We start from the raw sequence: 15,738 nt of genomic DNA, 5'->3' as shown, positions 1-15,738 counted from the left end.
TCGACCTCGCCGGACGTTCCTCACAGTCAAGCCGAACGCACTGGCGGCGAAGATCGTGGCGCTTCGAAAATCCGTTCGCGCGACTTCTCGACGCCGGTAGCGCACGGCAAGTGTGTGTTCTATCGTATTGCCTGTACTTGCCGATTCTCTCCTATCGAGAGCGGCGAGAACAAGAAGGGCCCGGTAGGGAGATCGCACCTCCCAACCAGGCCCAGAGCACGCCTCCATGCCCTACGAGCGAAGGACGCGCCGTGATGAAACGTACCAGCAGCCCCAACGCCACCCCGGACCGCTCCAACGACCGGCTCCTTACCTTCCCTGAGGAGGTGTGCGCGCTCACCCGCCGCAGCGAAGCCACCGAGCGGTATCTGCGCCACCACCAGCGCACCAACTACCTGTTCCGGATGGGACGCCGCCTGGTCGCCTGGCACTCCGACGTCATCGCCCACATCGAGGCGGCGCGCATCGCCGACCAGCAGGACCAGGGCAGCGCGGCGTGAACGGCGCCAGACATGGCGAAGGCCGCCCCCGGCTGACAGGCGAAGAGGCGGCCCCAGAAACCAAGAGCGACGACGGCGAATCGAGCTCCGTCCGTAGCGTACGACACGCCGCCGGCGATGACACGCCGCTCGCCAACCTCGCCGCGATGCGTCGCCTTGTCGGCGACCTCAACGGCCAGCGCGAGCGGGAACGACAGGCGTACGCCGACGGCTACCGCGACGGTCACCGCTCCGGCTGGGAGACGGGCTACGCGCACGCCCACCACGAGATCGCGTCGGCGTGGTCGCGGCTCGCCCGGCAGATACGCGGCGATGCTCGCACGGCCGCCGCCGTCGAGCTTGATAGGCGGCGCCGGACCCCGGGGGCGCGGCATACGAGGCCCGCATCCGGCGGCACGGCCGCGAGTACCGGGGCGGCACCGTCGAGTGGGAGACCGGCAAGCCCGTGCAGGAGGTCGCGTGACAATGCGCGAACCCGAGCGCCTGCGACTCCTCGCTGCAGCACGTGGCGGGGAGCCGCAGGAGCGGGCCAACCCGATCCGGCCCTGCTCGGAATGCGGCGACATGGACTGTGCGTGCTGGCCGACGGACGTCCCTGAAGGGATCGAGGATCGGGTGCAGGCCCTCCTCGACGAACTGCTCGACACGGCCGCGCTCGACGACATCCCCAGTCTGGAGCCGCTGGTCGCCGATGTCCTCTTCCTGGACACCGTGACGCGCCTTCATGGCCCGTCTGGAACGTTCAAGTCGTTTCTGACACTCAGCCTGGCCGGGGCAGTCGGTGGCGGCGTGCCGTGGTACGGCCGTGCTGTTCGGCAGGGGAACGTCGTCTACATCGTGGCCGAAGGCATCAAGGGCATGCGCAAGCGGGTACGGGCATGGGAGCAACACCACGACCGCAGGATGGCCGGCGTCCACTTCCTGCCCCGCCCCGTCCAGGTGAAGTCGGCCGAGTGGGACATCCTCGTCGAGGCGTGCCGCCGGATGCAGGCGGTACTCATCATCGTTGACACGCAGGCCCGGGTCACCGTCGGTGTCAACGAGAACGACAACACCGAGATGGGCGTCATTCTCGACCTCCTGGAGCGCATGCGCGCAGTCACTGGTGCCTGTGTGCTCGTCGTCCACCACAGCGGGCACGAGAACGCCGAGCGCGGCCGGGGCGCGTCCGCCATGAAGGGCGGCATGCAGACGGAGTTGGGCGTCTCCCGGCGCGGCAAGGGCCTGGCCAACACCCGCGTGACGCTCGACATGGGCAAGCAGAAGGACGATGAAGAAGGCGCCGTCGAGACGTTCCGACTCAAGCAGGTTCCCCTCTCCGGCGAGTTCAAGGACGACGGCCGACCAGTAACCAGCATCGTGCTTGTGCCGGCCGACAGTGGTGTCGACGTCGGCCCGGAGGAGGGGACTGTCGAGTGGCTAGTGATGAAGCTCGATGCGGCGAACGTCCCCGCCGACTGGGGGCAGCGGCGCACCATCCAGGCGTGCGCCGAACTAGAGATCAGGGCCCGAAAAGAGAAGATCGAAGAGGCCGTGAGAATCCGGAAGAACCGGACAAACGATGTCCCCCCGACGTCGGGGGGACATGTAGGCACTCTACGTACCCCCGACGTCGGGGGGACATTCGATGTTGCCCCTGGTCAGATGTCCCCCGGGGCCACGGGGGGACATCGGGGGACGGCAACCCCGACGTATGTCCCCCCGTCCCCGCCTCTTAGGGCGGGGGGACATCGGATGCCCGGGGATGAGAAGGACGGTCCCACGACCCTGTGCGACGTCTGCTTGAAGACCATGACCGCGAAGCCTGGAATGACCCGGCATGTCGGATGTCAGAAGGAGATGCGATCACCGTGAGAAAGTCTGAGGACTGCGGCGGAACGGTCGCCATCGGTGCCCCCCAGATGAAGCCCGCCCCAACCGCGCCCCCGCCGCGACGGCGACTCGACTGGGGGCCGTGGAAGCTCGACCGAAGCAAGTACGTCCTGTACTACCAAGAGCTCGGCTGGCGGCACGAGGTCGACCTGCAGTCATGCACCACCAGCGCAGCCCTCTGCGACTGGATATTCCGGCACACCGACAGGACGTACGCCGACCACGCGACCATCGCTGGACTCATCAATGCCCTCGACGACATCCTGCATCCGGCGGCCACCCTGCGCTCCGAGAGCCGCGCCCTGCGGCTGACCAAGGCCCACATTCGCGCCCTCGTGCACGAACACGCCGCCGCCGGCGAATGACCGTCACCGATGATCAGGCCCACGCACTCGCGCAAAGCGCGCCGGCCCGGCCGGTGCCCGCTCTGCCGCTGCGCCATCCTCATCGGGCAGCGCGAGGTCAAAGTCGGCCAGCACGGCACATGGGTCCACCTGTGGTGCTTCACCCGGCGATACGTCGTCGACGAGAGCACCAGCGCGAGGCCGACACGTTTTTGAGCCAGACCCCCGGGAGACCCCGCGCACGTCTCCCTTTTCTCTCTCCGCGAGATTTTCACGAAGATCATTCAGCGTTCACGCAGACCAGACGCCCCGAGCGTTGTCGAGGGCCTCGGAGGGCACCCCCGGGCCCGCTGAGGGGGGTACGGGGGCCTCCGGGGGGAGAAAAAGGGCGCCTGTGCGCGGGGTCTCCCGGGCCCCGTACTCAAAAGATCACCGATGAAGGGATGGGTCCATGTCTGACCGCTCGTCTGAGGAGCTCGCCGAGCAGTTGCGCGCCGGCGTGGCCGTGCTCACGGCCGCGCATCAGCTCCGTACGCGCCAGATCTGCCAGGACGAGTACGCCCGCGTGGTGGCTGAAGTCGCCGCCGACGTGTTCGCCGAGCAGCCGGTGCAGCTCGTGCTGCCGGTGTCGTGGCTGGCGTTGAAGCTGGCCGGCCTGGTGGGCGAGCTGACCGGCAACGACACGGCGACGGTGCTGGCGTGGCTGGGAGCGGAGGCCGCAGGGGCACCCACGGTCTAGCACCCGTGTGGCATAGTTGTTGCAGCAACAACTGCACATCCGGGCGGCCCGTAACGGCCGCCGCCGGTACGCCGGAGCTCGACGCCGGAGCCCATGAGCGTCCCTGACCGCACCACCCGACCCCGCGGGGTCGCGCCGGACGGTTCGGGCCAGGGCCACCACCTCAGCCCCACCTACCGGGATCTCTCGACGCGCAGCGCCGCCTCTGCGAGCGCGCGCCCAGATCTCGAACGAGGTGAACGCGGTGAACGTCCACATCCCCACCCTTGAGGCCGAGCGCGACCGGCTGAAGACGCAGATGAACGCGCTGCTGGAGAACGTCAAGAACGAGCAGCGCACCAGCCTGACGGTCGCCGAGTCGCAGCGGTTCGACGAGCTCAAGGTGGCGATCGACGATCTCGACTACGAGCTGCGGCAGGCCAGGCAGCACGAGCAGCGCGAGCAGCGCGCCGGGGAGCTGTCGGCGAAGTACGGCCAGCCGGGCGAGCTCCGTTCGTCGCTGACCGTCGCCGGTAACGAGCCGACCTATCGCCGCCACGACCCGCACGGCCCGTCCTGGGTGCGCGACATGGTCGAGCTGTCGCTGCGCGCCGACCCGGACGCCGCGGACCGGCTGCGGCGCAACAACCGCGAGGTCGCGATGGAGACGCGGGCTCTGTCGACGACGGACGGCGCCGGCGGCGACTTCGTGCCGCCGCTCTACATGGTGCAGGAGTACGTGCGGCTGGCCCGGCCGGGCCGCGTGCTCGCCAACCGGATGAGGAACACGCCGCTGCCCAAGGGCACCGACTCCGTGACGCTGCCGCGCCTGGCGACGGGCACGGCCGTGGCCGAGCAGGCGACCCAGAACACCGCCGTGCAGAACACCGACGCCACCACCAACAGCGTGACCGCGAACGTGGCCACGATCGCGGGTCAGCAGGTCGTCTCCGTGCAGCTCGTCGAGCAGTCCCCGGTCAACATGGACGAGGAGCTGCTGCGCGACCTGCTCGCCGACCTGGCCGTGAAAATCGACACGTTCGTGATCAGCAACAACGCGGCGAACAAGCGCGGCCTGCTCAACGTGACGGGCCTCAACGCCGTCAGCTACAGCGACGCGTCGCCGACCGTCGGGGAGCTGTACCCGAAGCTCGCCGACGCCATCCAGCAGATCAGCACGACCCGCTACCTGCCGCCGGACGCCATCTTCATGCACCCACGCCGGTGGGCGTGGATCCTGGCCGCCGTCGACACGCAGGCCCGCCCGCTGGCGGTGCCGGCCGCGAACGCGCCGCAGAACGTGATCGCCGCCGTGGGCAGCGTCAACGCTGAGGGCTTCGTCGGGTCGATGCAGGGCCTGCCGGTGTTCGTCGACCCGAACATCCCCACCAACCTGGGGGCGGGCACGAACGAGGACCGCATCATCGTGGCCCGGACGGACGACGTCGTGCTGTACGAGTCGACGCCGCGCGCGGAGGCGTTCCGCGAGCCGCTTGCCGCGAACCTGTCGATTCTGCTGCGCGTGTACGAGTACGTGGCGCTGCAGAGCGAGAGGTACCCCAAGAGCCTCAGCGTGATCAGCGGCACGGGCTTGGTCCCACCCGTCTTCTAGGCCCTGACCTGGTGCGTCGGGCGTCAACCGGCGAGCCCCTCGAAGAGAAGTTCTGAGGTAACTCCAGCACTTCGAGGGTGCCCCCAAGGTCGGCGAGGTCCTGGACTCCTTCGGACCGGTGACCCGGCCTGCGCCCGGCGCACCCACCTTTCCGCCCGCCCGGCGGGCCTCGACACGTACCGAAGGTGGGTGGGGTCGTCATGGCCTCGATGGCGTTCGACATCTTCGCCAGGGATCACGCGTCCAGGACGTTCGACGACGTCGGCGATTCGGCGAAGCGGCTGGAACGGCGCCTCGACGGGGTCGGCAAGTCGGCCGACGGCCTCAAGGGCCCCTTCGCCGGTCTCGGCGGCGCCCTGGGCGGGCTGGGCGGCCAGATCTCGGGCCTGGGAGGGCACCTGGGAGGCCTGACGGGCCGCCTGGGCGGCGTCGGCAAGGCCGTATCGGCCGTGGCGTCGCCTGTGACCAAGCTGGCCACCTCGATGGGGTCGCTGTCGACCTCGGCCCTCACCACGGCCACAAGCCTGCTGGCGACGGCCACCAAGCTGGGCGCGGTCGCCGGGGCGGCCGCATCCGCTGCCACCAGCGTGGGCGGCCTGGTCGTGGCGCTGGCACCCGCGGCCGGCGCGTTGGCCGCCCTGCCCGGCGCGCTGGCTCTCGGCGCGGCCGGGATGGGCACTCTCAAGCTCGCGCTGATGGGCGTGGGCGACGCCTTCGCCGCGGCGCTGTCGGGCGACTACGAGACGTTCCTGAAGGGCACCGAGAATCTCGGTAAAGCCGCAGGCAACGTCGCCTACGAGCTCTTCCAGATGGCGCCCGCCTTCCTCGGCATCAAGGACCACGTTCAGGACGGCGTCTTCGGGCCGCTGGTCGGCCAGATGTGGTCCCTGCTGCCAGCCATCAACGCGGTCGACGACGGCATGACCGGGGTCGCTCAGGCGTTCGGCCGGGCCGCGCTGAAGCTCGTGGAGTTCGCCCGCGACAGCGCCACCATCCACGCCATCACGGTCGTCTTCAACGCCACCAAGCGGTCCATCGACGACCTCACACCCGCCCTCCAACCGCTGCTGAACGGGTTCCGGGCCCTCACCGTGACCGGCGCCCTGTTCGTCTCAGACCTGGCGCCTGGTGTCGCCCAGCTCGCCAGCCGCTTCGGGGCTTTCCTGGAAGAGGCCGCCCTGTCGGGCAGAGCCTTCGGCTGGATGCAGGGCGCCGTCGACGTGCTCAAGCAGCTCGGCAGCATCCTCGCCGACGTGGGCGGCATCGCCAAGGCCGTCTTCCGGGCGATGCAGACGGCCGGAGGCGACGCCCTCGGCGTGCTGGGCCAGACCGTCGACCGCCTGCACACCTTCTTCGACAGCCTGGAGGGGCAGCAGGCCCTCGTCAGCGTCTTCACGTCGCTGTCGGCCGCGGCGGCCGCGTTCTTCCCCGTCCTGCAGGCCGTCGCGCGCGCCGCGGGAGAGCTCGCCCCGGCCGTCGCCGACCTGGCCGTGCATGTCGGCCCGATCCTGACGACCGCCATCAACGCCGTCGCTCCCGCGCTGGCCTCGCTCGCGCCCGGCGTGGTGACCGCACTCGCCGGCGTCCGTACCGGCGTCGAGGCCCTGGCCCCCGCCCTGGCGCCGCTCGGCAAGGCGTTCGGGCAGGCGTTGGCCAACCTGCAACCGCTGTTCACCACGCTGGGCGGCGCCGTCGCCGCGGCGCTGCCCGGGGTCGAGGCGTTCATCACCTCGCTCACCAAGGGCTTGGGCATGCTGGCGCCGGCGCTGGAGCCGATCGGCAAGACGCTGGGGGCCGTCCTGGGCGCGGTCGCGCCGCTGCTGCCGGTCGTGGCCCAGCTCGCCGCGGTGATCGCGCAGTCGCTGGCGACGGGTGTACAGGCCGCGCTGCCCGTGCTGCAACGGCTGGTCGGCGCGGTGGGGGAGATGCTCCAGGCGGCGGCGCCGCTCGTGCCGGTGGTCGTCGACCTGGCCACGACGGTGCTCAACACGCTCGTGCCGGCGCTCGGGCCGCTGGCCTCGACCGTGGGCGCGGTGTTCACCTCGTTGAAGCCGCTGTTCACGGCACTGGCCGACGGTGTTGCCGCGCTGCTGCCCGGCCTGGAGACCGGCATCACGGCGCTGGCCACGGGGCTGGGCGCGCTGGCGCCCATCCTCAAGCCGCTCGGCGCGCAGCTCGGGACCGTCTTCGCCGAGCTGGGCCGCGCGCTGGCGCTCATCGTTCCCGAGCTCGGCAAGCTCGCCGTGGCGGTGGCGCCCGCGCTGGCCGCCGCGGTGCGCGCGCTGGGCCCGGCGTTGGCCGCGCTGGCTCCCGGGCTCATCGCGGTGGCAACCCACCTCGCCGAAGCGTTCGCCGACCCTGCGATGCAGGCCGGCCTGCTGGCGATCGGCAAGGGAATCGCCCAGCTCCTCGTCGCGGCGGCGCCGCTGCTGCCGGTCGTGGCCCAGCTGGTCGGGATCGTCGGCCAGTTCGCCGGGATCGCGCTCAACAACCTCGGGTCGGCGCTCGGACCGATCATCACGGCACTGGCCAGCGCCCTCAAGCCCGCTCTCGCGGCCATCTCTGACGCGCTGGTGCTGCTGGCGCCCCTCATGCCGCCGATCTACAAGGCGTTCGGCGAGATCGCCGCCGCGGTGCTGTCGCAGCTTCTGCCGCCGCTGCTGAACCTCATCCCCAGCCTGCTGACCGGGCTGGTGCCGGCGTTCGTCGACCTGTGGAAGGCCACCGAACCGCTGATCCCGATCCTGACCGACCTGGCGGTCAAGTTCATCAACGACATCCTTCCGGCCGTCATCCCGATGATTCCCCAGCTCATCCAGCTCGGGACCGTGTTCGCCAAGCTCGGCACGATCGCCGCCCAGCTCGTGACCGAGATCGTGCCGCACATCGAGCGCATCATCGGCACCTTCCAGCGGATGAGCACCCGGGTTGAGGAGATCATCGGCTGGTTCGGTGACCTACCCACGATGTTCGCCACCTGGCTGGGCATGGTCTTCGACTGGGTCGCTGCCAAGTGGAACCTGATCAAGAACTACATCGGCGAGAAGGTCGACGAGGTCAAGACGAAGATCCATGACACGCTCGAAGACATCAGGGGCAAGTGGAACGACATCTGGACGGGGCTCAAGACGTTCGTCTCGGACAAGTGGAACGAGATCAAGACCGCCGTGAGCGAAAAGATCGACGACGTGCTGACGGCCATCCGCGGCATCCCGGGCCGCATCACCACCGCGCTGGGCAACCTCGGGTCGCTGCTGTGGGACTCCGGCCGGTCCATCGTCCAGGGCCTCATCGACGGCCTGTACTCCAAGCTGCAGGACGCGGCCAATGCCGCGAGCGACATCCTCAAGCGCATCCGCGACTTCTTCCCGTTCAGCCCGGCCAAGGAAGGCCCGTTCTCTGGCCGCGGCTGGACGCTGTTCAGCGGGCAGTCGATGGCGGAAGGGCTGGCCAAGGGCATCAGCCAGGGGGAGGGGCTCGTCTCGCGGGCCGCGGCCGGGCTAATGGACGCCGCGTCGATGTCGCTGACCCCGGCGGTGACGTTGAACGCGGCCACGGCGGTGCCCATCGTGCCGCGCGGCGGCGGCGGCGATCTGCACCTGCACCTGCCAGCACAAGCGCTCGTGACCCGGGATGAGCTGTACCGGCTGCTCATCAGTGCCCTCAACGAGGCCAAGGGCCGCGGCTTCAACCTCGGGGCGGTGGGTGCATGACCGGGGATGTCCCGTCGAGCATCGTGTTCAACCTGGGGGGCGGCATCTTCGGCCTCGACGGGCTGGTCGCCTGCCCCGAGTGCGGCGAGTCCAAGCTGCTCACCGTCACGGTACGCACCGACGCCGTCGGCGACGGGCCAACCCCCCTGCAATGCCCCTGGGGTCACGCCTGGGTCGAGGCCGCGCTGCCCTACTCCTGGTTCACGGGATCGGTGCAGCAGCTCATCGACGAGCATCCCGGCCTGTGGCAGGCCATGCTCGACGAGGCGAACGCTCAGGGCGGCATCGCCTTCCGCCACGTCCACAACGACGGGGCGGCCGGCCCGCCTCCCGGCTGACGCCCACGGCCGCCACGGGCCGCACCGCGAAGCGCTGAGACGGCCCATGAAGGCGTCGAACACGCATCCGAATGTCAGGAGACCGACGGGCCCGCGTTCGCCCGTCCACGACGCTCTCAGGCGTCCGTCTCCGCCGGTGCGGTGTTCATCGTCATGTTCACCTTCACCGCTCCGGTAGGGCGCCTCGCATAATGCGGACGCGCGGACGCGCGAGCGAGCGGACGCGCCCGCGTGCGCGCGAGGTTACGCCGTCCGCCCCCGTCCACCAATGCCCTCGGAGGGGTTCTCGGCCGCCCCGTGCGGTCCGGCCGGTGCGGGTCGTCGCCTGCCCGCGAGTGCCCGGCGCGGATCTTCATGTTCATGTGCCGGGTCCGCCTCGCGCGCGCATTATGCGCGCCGCGCGTACACGCGCCGCGCGCCCGCGCGCGCGAGGGAGTGCCGTCCATGCGCGTGGCTGGCGGCCAGCCGCCGTCGCGGCCCTGGAACGCGGGCTGAGACTCCAGGGCGAACTGCGGGGGGCGGTTGTCGAGCGGAACCGCCCGGAGGCGGGGGGTACCCGAGGGGGTTACCCGGGCCGGCGTTCGCCCTGTACCGAGGGGCGGTAAGGGGGTTACCCGCGGGTCCTCCACGCCGGCGGCGGGCCCGGCCACCTGAACGGGTCGGGGCGCCGCCCTCCAGGACGCCGAGAGCGGGCCGTTCGGGAGGAAGGCCGTCCCCGTCGAGAGCTCACGCGCTGGTGCCCCGCCCAGCGTCGCCGGGCGCCTCGGCCGACCCCCTATCGCGCCCCCCGGAACGGGCGGCTGCGCGTGTCGCGGATCGGGCGATCCGATCTTCCCGCGCCCGTACGGGCCCCCGCGCGAGGCCCTCCGCGCCACGAGAGCAGGCGCTCGGGACACCTCCGCCGCAGTCACCCTCAGTCGCCGCGCCGACTCGGCTTGCCGACTCACAGACGCTCCAGCTCGGCGCCCCTGCACAAGCCCGTCATGGGGCCAATGGCCGATGAGCCCATCCCCTCAACCGCTCGCACAACGTCACCGGAACGGCGCCGGGACACCCCTCGGACGCCGTCCCGGGCCCCGCCTCGCGCTGCGGTTCGTGAGCCGCCTCGACGGCCGCGCGTCTCAGCGCCGCCCCCGGCCAGGTGCGCCCCGGTAGGGCCGCCCAACGCCCACCCCGGGACACCTGTTCGGAGGTGTCCCGGACTCCGCCCGTCCGGACGAGGGCAGGCCCCGAAGACGCCTCAGCCCCCCGTGACGTACACGGGGGGCTGAGGGAGGATGGCCGGTCGCCTCGCGGCCTACGCCGGGGGGCCGTCCACCCCCAGGCTGTCGAGCAGGGCCGCCTTGGGGACCCGGTAGGCGTTGCCGACCCGGATCACGCGGACGGGAAATTTGCCCTTGCGCGCCAGTTCGTGCGCCTTGGTGCGGCCGATGCCGTACGCGCGACCAGCGGTGACGAGGTCGACGGCGGCCGGGAGGGCGAGGACTTCGTCGGTGGTGAGCGCGCGCTGTATCACGGCCTACCCCCAGTGCAGGCAGCGTCGGCCCGCATCAGGTCGTAGGCGAGGTCACTCGCCACCAGGCGGCGGCGAGGCTTCGGCCACAGACGGCGCCACTCCGGGTGATCCTCCGGGCAGGCACCCGCCCGCCAATCGGTCGTCCTGACGATCAGCGTGGCCAGCAGGTCGAGTTCGCGCACCCGGTCCTCACCGCCCAGCCGCTCGATGCCCTGCGCCACCCAGGCGGCGAGCTGCTCGTGGGTCCACTCGCCACGGCGAGAGGGCATGTCGGAGGCGTACAGTGCGACGATGCACTGGCCCAGATCGCGCTCGCCCGCGCCGACGGGCCGTACAGCAGTGATCGCGGTCATCGGGCACCTCCCCGGTTCGTCTCCAGCAAGAACTGGCGCATGTCGCGGTCGCGAGTCGTCAGCGGGAAGAGAGGGCCGGCGACCGGCGCGTGAACGTGCAGGGTCGAGGCGGTCATGCGGAGCCTCCGAGAGTGCGGACGGCTTGCCCATGCAGGGCCGTGCGGCACGGCTGGCCAGGCGTGGCGCCGCAGACGTCGCACGTCCGCTCGCCGATGCACTCGTCAGCCAGGGCGGTGAAGGCCCACGCCGCGTCGACGGTCGTCAGTGCGCTGCTCACGCTGCACCTCCGAACGCGGTCAGCAGCAGGCGGGCCAGCGCCCACGGCAGGGTGTCGGCCTTGCGGTGGTTGCAGGGCTCGCACGCCAGGACGAGGTTCCACTGCGTGTTGCGCGGCAGCAGCCTGAACGGGACGAAGTGGTCGAGGGTGGCGGCGCGCGGGTCCAGGAACGGCGTGCGGCAGTAGAAGCACCGGGAGCCGTCCCGCTTGGCGAGGCGGCAGCGCAGGTTGCGCCCGCGCTCGCCGTGCATGCTGCCGGGCCGTCGGTGACTCATGCGCTGACCTTGTCCAGGACGACGCCGCGGGCCTTGGCGGCGTGCACGAGCATGAGGGCGGCGAGCTGCTCGAACTCCTCCGGCGTGTACTCGTTGTCGGGGTCGAGCTGCAGGGTGAGGAGCGTGCCGCCGGTCGGCTCGTGGCTGACCGCGATGCGGCCAGGGGAGCTCCACTGCCCGGCGGGGGTGGGGATGTCGCCGCTCTGGCAGACGCCTTCGGTGCGGTCATGCTCGACGCACCAGGGCTGGCAGGCGCCGCGCTGGGCGGGGATGAGCAGGGCCGCATTCGCCGGTCTGGGTTCCGAAGTGGAAAGATTCACCTTGGGTCTCCTCCTGGTTGAGCAGGATCGAGATCAAGGGCTCAGTCGGTGTTGGTAGCACCGACTGGGCCCGCCGTCTTTCTGAGCTCCACCCCCATTTTCTAGGGGGGCTAGAAGCCCGATGGCTCACACGGTAGTGAGGCCTTGCCGTGTCGCACAATAGGGGGGTAGAAATGTACCCTCCGAGCTATAGGGGGGCTGGAAAACACGAGGAGAATCTGCCTGTGGACGTCCGAACGTTGCATGAGGCGGCGCAGATCGCCGATCCGATCGAGCGCGCACGCGCACTCACCAAGCTCATGGCGGAAGAACAGGCGCTGGCTGAGCAAGCCGCCCGCTACCGACGCCACGCCATCAGTGAGGCCAGAGAGAGGGGCATGACGCTCGAACAGATTGGCGCCCACCTCGGCGTCTCGCCGGGGCGCATCTGGCAGATGCGGAAGGGGCCGGCCGCCAAGGCGCCGGAACCGATCGCCGAGCGAGCCCCCCGCGTGCTCGTGCAAAGAGCCCTTCCCACGGAGCCAGCCGTCCGGGGCAGCGTGAGCCTGTTCCTGGTCGAAGCCGAGCGGCAAGGGATCAGGGCCGACCGGCGCATGCTGTACATCGGCCTAGAGCCAGCTAGCGAGCATGTGGCGAACTGCCTACGCGTCGAACCCGGCACGGAGGTGGTCGCCCGACGAAAGCTCATGCTGGCCAACGATGTCCCCGTACGGATTGCCACTTCATTCTTTCGGGCCGACCTGTTCGGGGACACGAGGATGGCTGAGCCGGAGTTCGTCCGCCCGACACTGCAGTCGGCGCTCACGGATCTCGGCTATCGGTTCGGCCATGCAGAGGAAAACCTGACGGCCCGCCGGCCAACCATCTTCGAGGCTGAGACCCTCGAACTGGCGGCCGACGAGCAGATCGTCGTGCAGGTTGTTCGCGCTTCCTACTCGACGGAAGGTACCCCGATTCACACGCTGGAGACCATCTGTGCCGCGTCTCGGCATATCTTCCCCATCGGCCAAGTCGCTGGGGCCGACGAGTTCTGAAAGTTATCGTGATCGACATCAGCAGACGAGAGGAGTTCCCGCCGATGCAGGAACCGGGCCGCATCTTCCGCGAGGCGTGGATCGACGGCGTGAAGAAGCACTTCCCTGGCGAGCCGAAGCCGGGCTACATCACGCCGTGGGAGGAGACTCCTGAATGGGAGCGCCGGGCCGCGGCGAACACCTTCGCGATCGTCCGGGAGTTCATCGAGGACACCGGCCGGCAGGGCATCGGGCGGCTCTCGCGCGAGCAGCGCGGCCGGCTCGTCGCGCTGTGCTGGATTGGTCAGATCTACGCCGCGTTCGATGACCCGAAGCCGTCGTACGTGGCCGACTGGGAAGACCTTCCCGAGTGGCAGCGGGAGACGGACTCCGACATCTTCGACGCCATCGAGCACCACATCTTCGCGTAGTGGCCGAGCGGGCCGCGGTGGCCGCGGCCATCATCGTGTCCGGCGGGCGGGTTCTCCTCGCCCGCCGTCGCGCTGCTGAGGGCGCTTTCCTGTGGACCTTTCCGGCCGGGAAGGTGGAGCCAGGAGAGATGCCGGCGCAGGCCGCCGTACGAGAGACCCGGGAAGAGGTGGGGCTCATCGTGTCCGCGGTCGAGACGCTGGGCGAGCGGCCCCACCCGCACACCGGCCGCCGCATGATCTACGTCGTGTGCGAGGTCCTCGCCGGGGAGGCGTTCGTCGCAGACGCGGACGAACTCGCCGAAGTCGAGTGGTGCGACCGGGCCCGGGTCGCCGAGCTCGTGCCGTTCCCGTTCTTCCCGCCCGTCGAGGACTACCTGCAGGCGCATCTCGCGTGACGCTCCAGGCGTTTCGGCCACCGAATCGGTCCTGGGCCGTCTGTGGGCCGTCTGACAGCACTCGACAGCCCACCATTACCCACTAGATCACGCCTAGTTTCCGCTGGTCAGAGCGCATTCCTCGAACATTGGTGCAGGTAGCGAAAGCCCAGCAAGGACTACAGCGTCTACAACATGTCGTGGATCACCACGGCGGGCGCCGTCGTGTCCACGATGGAGGACCTCAACCAGTTCTACCGGGTGCTGCTGCGCGGCGGGCTGCTCGGCCCGGCCGAGCTGGCCGAGATGCAGAAGACGGTGCCCGTGGCCGGCGTGTCAGGGGCCTACGGCCTCGGCATCTACGCCACCGACCTGCCGTGCGGACGGTTCTGGGGGCACAGCGGCGGCGTCTTCGGCATGGCCACCGACTCCTACACCAGCCCGGACGGCGCCCGCCAGCTCTCCATGGGCGTCAACCGCACGAAGTACCAGAGCCTGGACGAGAACGGCAACATCGTGATCAGCCCCATCGACTACGCCACCATCGACTACCTGCTGCTGGGGCTCTGCGGTCAGAGCCCGGCGCGCACGAAGGCGGCTCAGCCGGAGATCGTCCCGTTCGCCGTGGACCGGCTGGTCTCCGTCAAGCGCTAGCGTCACGTCGCTCAGCACGGTGCACGTCTCTGCCGCCGGCTCACCCCGGCGGCATTGACATGCCGTACGCGCACGTCACCGTGGATTGTCGGTGCGGTCGGCCATACTCCGCCAAGCCAGGATGATCACCAACAGGGCGAAGGCGTTGACATGTCACAGTTGCTGCGTAGGCTCGACGACGAGATCTACGTCGAGTACAACACGTTCGGGCTGGACGGCACCGACCTGCCGGCGTGGGGCTCTCCCACCGACGAGATCTACCACTTCGTCGCGGCCGTGCGCCTGGAGTCGTGGGACGCCGAGCCGGGGGCCGCCGACGCCTCGTGGACGCCGGTCAGCTCCGCGACGTTCGTCGCGGAGAGCGGCGTGGTCGCGATCACGTCGATGATGGACGGCACAGGCCACGACTTCCTCATCGGGCCGCCGCGCTTCGAGTACGGCGTGGACATGTACCTGCGTGAATCCGAGCCGGGCGACGGATATGCCACCGGCGGGTGCGACGAGACGTGGCTGCTGAGGTTCTGGCCGATCCGGGACGTCTTCGACCCGATCACCCACGCCGCGCCCTTCTCCTACATCGCGCGCGGCGTCCTGTACTACTCGATCGACCTCGAGCCCGAGCAGCTCGTGCAACCTCCGGCGCGGCGCGAGGTGCCGGTGCCGGTGTCGGCGGCGGCGGACTGGGCGTCGCTGTGCCCGGACCCGGACCTCGACACCTTCGACGGCCGGCTGCGCAGGATGCGCCACAGGGCGGAGGAGAGCGGCGTCACCGTCCACGAGCTGCTGCGCGCGGCCGGGATCGACATCGAGGACGGCGCGGACCTCACCCCGGCCTCCTGCCTATCGCCGCGGGCGCGGGCGGGGCGGCGGTACCAGAACCCGCTGGTCGACCGCTACTACGACGAGCAGCGGCGGCGGCTCCGGCTGCCCGAAGGCGAGCCGAGCGCGGAGTGGCTGCGTGAGCGCCTCGACGGCGAGCGCATCGCCAAGGAGTTGTGCCGCGCCGGCACGCGCACGTTCTCGGTGCCCGTCGAAGGCCGTGACGCCGACCACCTGCGGGCGGGTGTCAGCCGCCGCGTGTGGCGGTGGGAGGACGACCTGCTCGGCGGTGAGCTCCTGTACGAGGAGCTGACGGTGGACCGGCAGATCCTGGCCAGGAACGTGTGGAGCAGGCAGATCCTCGTCTCCGGCATCGTGACCGTCCTGCGCCGCGACCACGACAGGCCCGGCTGCGGCGACACCACCTGGTACGTGGTGCGCGACGCCGAGCCGCACGAGGCGGCCAGGGTCCTGTGCGCGGAGGCCACCTGGGAGGAGGACCAGGACCACCGCCGGGCCCTGGACGAGGTGGCCAGGGAGAAGCTGATCGAGCTGCGCGCCACCTACCGGAGCCGGGAGGGGTGAGGGCGTGCGGCCACGCCGGAAACC

16 protein-coding genes are annotated in these 15,738 nt (G+C 70.2%); 12 read left to right on the top strand and 4 right to left on the bottom strand.

Annotated elements, in window-relative coordinates:
* The first annotated feature begins 251 nt into the window (after positions 1 to 251).
* The 7 genes from ACNF49_RS38350 (at position 252) to ACNF49_RS38320 (ending at position 9,097) form a co-directional block, all read left to right on the top strand.
* The gene (locus ACNF49_RS38350; protein ID WP_498703293.1) at positions 252 to 500 is read left to right on the top strand and encodes a hypothetical protein; all 249 of its coding nucleotides are present in this window, start codon (positions 252 to 254) and stop codon (positions 498 to 500) included.
* A gap of 465 nt (positions 501 to 965) precedes the next feature.
* Positions 966 to 2,354 carry an AAA family ATPase gene (locus tag ACNF49_RS38345; protein ID WP_482940693.1) on the top strand — a complete coding sequence of 463 codons (1,389 nt, stop codon included), beginning with the start codon at positions 966 to 968 and terminating at the stop codon, positions 2,352 to 2,354.
* Complete coding sequence (locus tag ACNF49_RS38340; RefSeq protein WP_482940692.1) at positions 2,351 to 2,737, top strand: hypothetical protein; 387 nt, start codon at positions 2,351 to 2,353, stop codon at positions 2,735 to 2,737. The genes ACNF49_RS38345 and ACNF49_RS38340 overlap by 4 nt, the downstream gene beginning before the upstream one ends.
* Before the next feature lie 430 nt (positions 2,738 to 3,167).
* Positions 3,168 to 3,455 carry a hypothetical protein gene (locus ACNF49_RS38335; protein WP_482940691.1) on the top strand — a complete coding sequence of 96 codons (288 nt, stop codon included), beginning with the start codon at positions 3,168 to 3,170 and terminating at the stop codon, positions 3,453 to 3,455.
* Between the two features lie 244 nt (positions 3,456 to 3,699).
* Entirely contained in the window at positions 3,700 to 5,046 is a 1,347-nt protein-coding gene (locus ACNF49_RS38330; protein WP_482940690.1) for a phage major capsid protein, read from the top strand.
* A 209-nt stretch (positions 5,047 to 5,255) separates the two neighbouring features.
* Entirely contained in the window at positions 5,256 to 8,759 is a 3,504-nt protein-coding gene (locus tag ACNF49_RS38325) for a phage tail protein (protein ID WP_482940689.1), read from the top strand.
* Positions 8,756 to 9,097, top strand: a complete 342-nt coding sequence (locus ACNF49_RS38320) for a hypothetical protein (protein WP_482940688.1) — start codon at positions 8,756 to 8,758, stop codon at positions 9,095 to 9,097. The genes ACNF49_RS38325 and ACNF49_RS38320 overlap by 4 nt, the downstream gene beginning before the upstream one ends.
* Positions 9,098 to 10,394: 1,297 nt before the next feature.
* Here ACNF49_RS38320 and ACNF49_RS38315 read toward each other — a convergent pair.
* The 4 genes from ACNF49_RS38315 to ACNF49_RS38300 form a co-directional block, all read right to left on the bottom strand.
* Complete coding sequence (locus ACNF49_RS38315; RefSeq protein ID WP_482940687.1) at positions 10,395 to 10,613, bottom strand: hypothetical protein; 219 nt, start codon at positions 10,611 to 10,613, stop codon at positions 10,395 to 10,397.
* Positions 10,610 to 10,966, bottom strand: a complete 357-nt coding sequence (locus ACNF49_RS38310) for a hypothetical protein (RefSeq protein ID WP_482940686.1) — start codon at positions 10,964 to 10,966, stop codon at positions 10,610 to 10,612. The genes ACNF49_RS38315 and ACNF49_RS38310 overlap by 4 nt, the downstream gene beginning before the upstream one ends.
* Before the next feature lie 273 nt (positions 10,967 to 11,239).
* Positions 11,240 to 11,518, bottom strand: coding sequence for an HNH endonuclease (locus tag ACNF49_RS38305; RefSeq protein ID WP_482940685.1), 279 nt, complete (start codon positions 11,516 to 11,518; stop codon positions 11,240 to 11,242).
* Positions 11,515 to 11,838, bottom strand: a complete 324-nt coding sequence (locus tag ACNF49_RS38300) for a hypothetical protein (RefSeq protein WP_482940684.1) — start codon at positions 11,836 to 11,838, stop codon at positions 11,515 to 11,517. The genes ACNF49_RS38305 and ACNF49_RS38300 overlap by 4 nt, the downstream gene beginning before the upstream one ends.
* Positions 11,839 to 12,062: 224 nt before the next feature.
* On the opposite strand from ACNF49_RS38300, the gene ACNF49_RS38295 reads away from it, so the two are divergent.
* From ACNF49_RS38295 to ACNF49_RS38275, 5 genes are all read left to right on the top strand, one after another.
* Complete coding sequence (locus ACNF49_RS38295; RefSeq protein WP_482940683.1) at positions 12,063 to 12,872, top strand: UTRA domain-containing protein; 810 nt, start codon at positions 12,063 to 12,065, stop codon at positions 12,870 to 12,872.
* A 44-nt stretch (positions 12,873 to 12,916) separates the two neighbouring features.
* Positions 12,917 to 13,282 (top strand): hypothetical protein, encoded by a 366-nt coding sequence (locus ACNF49_RS38290; protein ID WP_482940682.1) that lies wholly within the window; start codon positions 12,917 to 12,919, stop codon positions 13,280 to 13,282.
* Entirely contained in the window at positions 13,282 to 13,677 is a 396-nt protein-coding gene (locus ACNF49_RS38285) for an NUDIX hydrolase (protein WP_482940681.1), read from the top strand. The genes ACNF49_RS38290 and ACNF49_RS38285 overlap by 1 nt, the downstream gene beginning before the upstream one ends.
* A 174-nt stretch (positions 13,678 to 13,851) precedes the next feature.
* Positions 13,852 to 14,310, top strand: a complete 459-nt coding sequence (locus ACNF49_RS38280; RefSeq protein ID WP_482940680.1) for a serine hydrolase — start codon at positions 13,852 to 13,854, stop codon at positions 14,308 to 14,310.
* Positions 14,311 to 14,460: 150 nt separating this feature from the next.
* Positions 14,461 to 15,714, top strand: a complete 1,254-nt coding sequence (locus tag ACNF49_RS38275) for a hypothetical protein (protein ID WP_482940679.1) — start codon at positions 14,461 to 14,463, stop codon at positions 15,712 to 15,714.
* Positions 15,715 to 15,738: the final 24 nt, after the last annotated feature.

Source organism: Actinomadura sp. ATCC 39365 (genome assembly GCF_054392275.1).
The sequence above is the reverse complement of the archived record's forward strand: the minus strand, read 5'-3'. Positions and strand labels throughout refer to the sequence as shown.